The organism is uncultured Cytophaga sp., from assembly GCF_937863595.1.
Classification (GTDB): Bacteria; Bacteroidota; Bacteroidia; order Cytophagales; family Cytophagaceae; genus Cytophaga.
Map to the genome: position 1 here is coordinate 1 of NZ_CALMGQ010000089.1, position 6,104 is coordinate 6,104.

At 35.0% G+C, this 6,104-nt stretch carries 7 protein-coding genes; all 7 read left to right on the plus strand.

Annotation, left to right across the window (positions count from 1 at the left end; all coding sequences use genetic code 11):
• Positions 1 to 60 precede the first annotated feature (60 nt).
• The 7 genes from Q0543_RS08380 to Q0543_RS08410 all read left to right on the plus strand — a co-directional run bounded on the left by Q0543_RS08380 (position 61) and on the right by Q0543_RS08410 (position 6,067).
• The gene (locus Q0543_RS08380; protein WP_299251268.1) at positions 61 to 540 is read left to right on the plus strand and encodes a lipocalin family protein; all 480 of its coding nucleotides are present in this window, start codon (positions 61 to 63) and stop codon (positions 538 to 540) included.
• Between the two features lie 267 nt (positions 541 to 807).
• Positions 808 to 1,584 carry an AAA family ATPase gene (locus tag Q0543_RS08385; RefSeq protein ID WP_299251270.1) on the plus strand — a complete coding sequence of 259 codons (777 nt, stop codon included), beginning with the start codon at positions 808 to 810 and terminating at the stop codon, positions 1,582 to 1,584.
• A 20-nt stretch (positions 1,585 to 1,604) separates the two neighbouring features.
• Positions 1,605 to 2,534: a ParB/RepB/Spo0J family partition protein gene (locus Q0543_RS08390; protein WP_299251272.1), complete on the plus strand. Its 930-nt coding sequence runs from the start codon at positions 1,605 to 1,607 to the stop codon at positions 2,532 to 2,534.
• Positions 2,534 to 3,169 (plus strand): DUF5683 domain-containing protein, encoded by a 636-nt coding sequence (locus Q0543_RS08395; RefSeq protein ID WP_299251274.1) that lies wholly within the window; start codon positions 2,534 to 2,536, stop codon positions 3,167 to 3,169. The genes Q0543_RS08390 and Q0543_RS08395 overlap by 1 nt, the downstream gene beginning before the upstream one ends.
• A gap of 47 nt (positions 3,170 to 3,216) precedes the next feature.
• Positions 3,217 to 3,933, plus strand: coding sequence for a 4-hydroxy-tetrahydrodipicolinate reductase (gene dapB / locus Q0543_RS08400; protein ID WP_299251276.1), 717 nt, complete (start codon positions 3,217 to 3,219; stop codon positions 3,931 to 3,933).
• Positions 3,934 to 3,939: 6 nt separating this feature from the next.
• Positions 3,940 to 5,436: a signal peptidase I gene (gene lepB, locus Q0543_RS08405; protein WP_299251278.1), complete on the plus strand. Its 1,497-nt coding sequence runs from the start codon at positions 3,940 to 3,942 to the stop codon at positions 5,434 to 5,436.
• A 232-nt stretch (positions 5,437 to 5,668) separates the two neighbouring features.
• Positions 5,669 to 6,067, plus strand: coding sequence for a DUF2238 domain-containing protein (locus tag Q0543_RS08410; RefSeq protein ID WP_299251280.1), 399 nt, complete (start codon positions 5,669 to 5,671; stop codon positions 6,065 to 6,067).
• The last annotated feature ends 37 nt before the right edge of the window (positions 6,068 to 6,104 follow it).

Sequence of the window (6,104 nt, forward strand, 5' to 3'; positions counted from 1 at the left end):
CGAAAACGATTGAAAATGGAGGGGTGTTGCATTTATGATTAGAATCCACCATCTTTTATTATGAAAAAAATTATTTTATCAATTGCAATTTTAGCTACATTCTTCACAGCTTGCAAAAAGAAAAAGGATGATCCTGCTCCAAAAACAACAACAGATTATTTAACGGCACATTCTTGGAAAACTTCAGATATGGTATCAAATGTAGATATTGATTACGATAAAAATCCAAATACACCTGATTCTAAAGATATTAGGGCTCAATCTAAGGATTGTGCTAAAGATGATATCATTGTTTTTTTACCAAATGGAACGGGCGTTTCTACAGATGCTGGATTAGTTTGCTATCCAGATGATCCTAATACTACTCCTTTTACATGGACATTAAATGGAAATAAAATAGTCCTTACATTTAACCAAATATCCTATACTTCAGAAGGAACAATAGTTTATATTGATGATAACACTTTAAAAATTACATTTTCTCCTGACATAGATAATAATGGGGTTATATATAGTGAAACCGATACATTAATTAAATAAGTAGTTTTAATAAACTTTTTAACGGACATTCATAACTGAATGTCCGTTTTTTATGAATTTTGACTCGAAGTAATCTAATTATCCTAATTACTTATTCAATTGGAAATTAAGATCTCTCACCCACAACTTATCCACATTTATTCTTGATAACAATAGGGTAAATCGAAGTTTCACTACCTCCCAATCCCAATGAGAATGTTTATCTTTGTATAATCTGGAATACTCTAAAAAGTTATTTCATTTCAATTTTAAACCGTTTCTATACATATGGGTAAGATCATAGCAATTGCGAATCAGAAAGGTGGCGTTGGTAAAACGACAACTGCTATTAATTTAGCTGCAAGTTTGGCTGCTTTAGAGCACAAAACGCTTCTTGTAGATGCAGATCCACAAGCGAACTCGTCTTCGGGTTTAAGTGTGAATCCTAGAGAAGTAGAACGCGGTATTTACGATTGTATGATTGAAGGTTTTGATCCAAAAGAGTTGGTTATTCAAACAGAAATTAACCACTTAGATTTACTTCCTTCTCACATAGATTTGGCGGGTGCCGAAATTGAATTAATCAATTTGGAAGAACGTGAATTCAGAATGAAAACAACCTTAGCTAAAATTAAGGATGATTATGAATTTATTATTTTAGATTGTTCTCCTTCTTTGGGTTTGATTACCGTAAATGCATTAACCGCAGCAGATTCTGTTTTGATCCCCGTACAATGCGAATATTTTGCCCTTGAAGGTATCGGTAAATTATTATCTACCATAGAAATTATTCAAGAACATTTGAATCCAAATTTACGCATAGAAGGTGTGTTGATGACTATGTACGATTCACGTATGCGTTTATCCAACCAAGTTGTAGACGAAGTAAAAAAGCATTTTGAAGAATTAATTTTCACTACACTTATACCAAGAAATATTCGTTTAAGTGAAGCACCTTCTTTTGGCATTCCTGTTATCATTCATGATGCAGAAAGTAAAGGTGCAATAAGCTACATGAACCTAGCGCAAGAAGTATTGGTTCGCAATGGTATCGTAGTAGCATAAGTATAAAAGAACATTAAGTAATGAGTACGAATAATAATACAAAAAGAAATGCGTTGGGTAGAGGTTTAGGTGCCTTGTTAAAAGATGCAGATTCAGTAAAAAGCAAAAACGCTGCTGCTGAAACTACCGCTGCTGCTACCATAACAAGTAACTTAAATGAGATACCTATTGATCAAATTGAAGTAAACAATTATCAACCCCGTTCTCATTTCAACGACGAAGCATTAAAGGAATTATCTGAATCAATAAAAGTTCAAGGTATCATTCAGCCCATTACTGTTCGTCAATTATCCCCTACGGAATATCAATTAATATCTGGTGAGCGTCGTTTGCGCGCGTCTAAATTAGCTGGTTTAACACAAATCCCTGCTTACATTCGTACGGCCAACGATCAGCAAATGTTGGAAATGGCTTTGATCGAAAATATTCAACGTGAAAACTTGAATCCGATAGAAATTGCCATCAGTTACCAACGCATGATTACCGAATGCAAGTTGAAGCAAGAAGAATTGGGCGATCGTGTTGGAAAAAACCGTTCTACCGTTACCAATTATGTGCGCTTGCTAAAACTGCCGCCGGATGTGCAAGTTGCATTACGCGACAATGAAATAAGCATGGGACATGCGCGTTCTATTGTTGGTTTAGAAAAAGTAGAACAACAATTGTTTGTTTTAAATAAAATTAAAACGGAAGAATTATCGGTACGTGCGGTTGAAGAATTGGTTCGTAATATGCAACCCAAATCTGCAGAAACAAAAGAAACTCCTGCTAAAACAGCAACTCCTACTACAGCTGCAAATGCAGAAATTTCAAGTTTACAAACAAAGTTAACTTCGCATTTCGGAACAAAAATTCATGTAAAAAGCGACAAGCAATTTAAAGGTGAAATAAAAATCCCGTTCGTTTCTGCAGAAGATTTAAATCGAATTTTAGAAATATTGAATTTTTAATGAAAGTTTTAAAATTTCTATTTATACCTTTTTTAATTGCGGTTGTTGCGCCTTGCATGGCGCAACAACCGCAACCTCAACAACAGTTGCAACAGCCAGTAGCATCTGATTCTATAGAACCACCTCCTACAGCAGCGGAATTAGCAAATAAAAAAATTGCAAACAAAGAACCGAATAAAGCGGCACTCATGTCTGCGATATTACCTGGCTCAGGTCAGTATTATAATAAAAAATACATTAAAGCTGCCATTCCACTTATTGGATTGGGTGTTACGGCATTTCTAGGCCATGACTTTTATCTACAAGTAGGAGAATTTGGGAAAGCTGCTACTTATGCAGAAAAAAATCAATCTAGAGATGGATTAAACACAAATTATAAAAAAACTTATAATTTACGAACGCTATCTTCCACTCAGTTACGTACCTTACAAGATGACGCTCGTAGATATATGTATATGAACATTGCTATATTTTCAGGAATTTATGCACTCAATATTATAGATGCTTACGTGGATGCGCATTTAAAAGAATTTGATATAGATGACCAGCTCAGCATTAAGGTAAAACCTCTTTTTTATACCGCGAATTATTCCCATCTTGCAGCAGGTTTAACCCTTTCTTTAAGGTTTAAATAACTTATTTAATACCTAGTTATAATTTTAAATTTACCCCCGCACTCCCTATGAGAATTGCATTAATAGGCTATGGAAAAATGGGCAAAACGATTGAACGTATTGCCATCGAAAGAGGTCACACCATTTCTGCTATCATTGACGTTCATAATAAAGATGACATCAAAAAGTTGAACGGTACCATTGCAGATGTAGCTATTGAATTTTCACAGCCTGAAAGTGCGTTCTTAAATATCAGTCATTGTATTGAAAACAATCTTCCTATTGTTTCAGGTACAACAGGCTGGTTAAAAAAGAAACCTGTATTAGACGAAATTTGTCGCCAAAACAATGGATCATTTTTTTATGCGTCAAACTACAGCATTGGTGTAAACATCTTCTTTCATCTAAATAAAATATTAGCAGGGTTAATGAAAAAATTCCCTGAATATGGTGTTGAAATGGAAGAAATCCATCACATAGAAAAGAAAGATGCACCAAGCGGTACTGCTATTACCTTAGCGGAAGGCTTGATGAGTCAAAATTCAGCATTCACTAAGTGGGTAAATGAACCTACAGACGACGAAAATATAATAGAAATCGTTTCAAAACGTATTGAAAATGTTGCAGGTACACATACTGTTTCCTACAACTCTCCTATTGATGCCATCGAAATCAAACATACCGCACACAGCCGAGAAGGTTTTGCTCAAGGTGCTGTAATGGCTGCTGAGTGGACTGCAAAAAATCGCGGTGTATTTGGCATGAATGATTTATTAAAATTTTAAGCACACATGAACAAACTCGTTCCACCTTCCTATTTTAGAAGAATACAATACAATACCATTGATTTATTATTATTAATAATTGTATTAATAATAATGACCAATGCACTTCCGTTCTTTTCTACCTTACCAACGGTTGTAAACTGGCTGTTATTCGGTTTACTTGGGGTGACCTATGATGTTGTATTCCATAAATACATGCACTTCACTCCTGGTCAGGATGTAATGGGTATGTTTCTTAGAAAAGAAGACGAGCGCGGTTTAAACCCTTCATCTAAAGACTTAGCCATACGTTTCTTAATTAAATATTATTTATGGCCATTTGTTATCATTTCAATTATAATTGACAAACAACGTCGAGGATTGCATGATAAAATAGCGAAAACAATTTTACTAGAAATTGAACAACCTAAAGGTGAAAAAAGGAAATATACAAACTCGTATCAAGAGTGGGGTGATTCTATTTCATTTGCAATTGTAGTAGCAACGTTTGTTCGTTGGATTTGGCTTGAGCCCTATACCATTCCTACCGGTTCAATGGAAAAAACATTATTGGTGGGTGATTTCTTATTTGTAAACAAGATGTCGTACGGAACACGTGCGCCAATTACGCCATTACAAATTCCATTAACGCATCAAAAAGTTTGGGGTACAAATATGAAATCGTTTAGCGATGCCATACAATTACCTTACTTCCGATTCCCTGGTTTTGCTAAAATTAAAAACAATGATATTGTTGTATTCAACTACCCAGCTGAATACGAATATCCAATTGATTTAAAAACCAATTACATCAAACGTTGTGTAGGTATACCGGGCGATACCATATCCGTTCAAAACAAACAGTTATTTATAAATGGCATAGCAGCAATCAATCCTCCTGCATTACAACATAAGTATAAATGCTATACCAACAATTTGCTTTCTGAGCGCATTCGTAAAAAGTACAACATTCATTTGTACGATTTGTATGGTAACGATATGACGATGCAAAATGGCAAGAAATTATACTTAATAGATTTAACAGTGATGGGCGTTGAGAAACTACGCACAACTAAAATATTTGATTCCATTGCTGATTTCAAATTAGATGAATTGGATCAAAACAGTATGTTGTTTCCATATGCGAGTAAATCTCAACATTGGACACCAGACGATTATGGTAAGCTTTGGATACCCAAAGCTGGTGTATCAATTAAGTTGGATTCAACCATGGTTGAAATGTATGGACAAACCATTGTTAAATACGAAAAAAATAAATCTGCTGAAGCAGCTGGCGATAAATTCAAAATCGATGGCGAATTAGTTTCTGAATATACCTTCAAACAAGATTATTATTTTATGATGGGTGATAACAGACATAGCTCTGCAGATAGTAGATACTGGGGATTTGTTCCCGAAGATCACATCGTTGGTAAAGCTTGGATGGTTTGGTTATCGCTAGATTCAGAGCTTTCGTTCCCAGAACGTATTCGTTGGAGTCGTTCGTTTCAAATGATAAAATAAGTTGCTAGGTACGAGTTTCTAGTTGCTAGACAAAGAAAGTACGGAGTAAGGAGTACGGAGTACAAAGACAAACTAGTTACCAGTTTCTAGGTTCAAGTTGCGAGACAATAGAAGTACTAAGTACAAAGCAAAATTAACACGTTTCCTTTTTAAAAAGAGATTCTAGTTACTAGACTAAACAATTACTATTTCACAGTCTAGTAACTAGCACCTGGAAACTAGTAACTAGACTATGAAATACCCTTCCATCCTACTCATACTTTTTCTTATAATTCTTATTTGGTCTGGTATAGATCCGAAAGAATCCTTCACATGGATGTTGGAAGTTTTCCCTGCTATTATTGGGGTTATTATTTTATTTCTTATACGAAAATCTTTTCCTTTTACTCCCCTCGTTTATACATTCATATTTATCCATGCGTGCATTCTGTGCGTGGGAGGACATTATACATATGCGGAAGTACCTGCTTTTGATTGGATCAAAGAAGTACTGCATCAATCAAGAAACAATTACGATAAAGTTGGGCATTTTGCGCAAGGCTTTGTACCAGCTTTAATCATTCGAGAATTATTTATTCGAAAAGAAGTTGTTGCCAAGAATGGCTGGCTTGGATTTGCTCTTTCCGTCTAAAAGTTGGACCACTTAAGCAGCGGTTTTAAAGATATAA

What these genes read in the sequence shown, in the direction of transcription:
- Q0543_RS08390 (WP_299251272.1), top strand. Translation starts at nt 1,605, where the DNA reads ATGAGTACGAATAATAATACAAAAAGAAATGCGTTGGGTAGAGGTTTA.
- Q0543_RS08385 (WP_299251270.1), top strand. Translation starts at nt 808, where the DNA reads ATGGGTAAGATCATAGCAATTGCGAATCAGAAAGGTGGCGTTGGTAAA.
- Q0543_RS08410 (WP_299251280.1), top strand. Translation starts at nt 5,669, where the DNA reads ATGAAATACCCTTCCATCCTACTCATACTTTTTCTTATAATTCTTATT.
- dapB (WP_299251276.1), top strand. Translation starts at nt 3,217, where the DNA reads ATGAGAATTGCATTAATAGGCTATGGAAAAATGGGCAAAACGATTGAA.
- Q0543_RS08380 (WP_299251268.1), top strand. Translation starts at nt 61, where the DNA reads ATGAAAAAAATTATTTTATCAATTGCAATTTTAGCTACATTCTTCACA.
- Q0543_RS08395 (WP_299251274.1), top strand. Translation starts at nt 2,534, where the DNA reads ATGAAAGTTTTAAAATTTCTATTTATACCTTTTTTAATTGCGGTTGTT.
- lepB (WP_299251278.1), top strand. Translation starts at nt 3,940, where the DNA reads ATGAACAAACTCGTTCCACCTTCCTATTTTAGAAGAATACAATACAAT.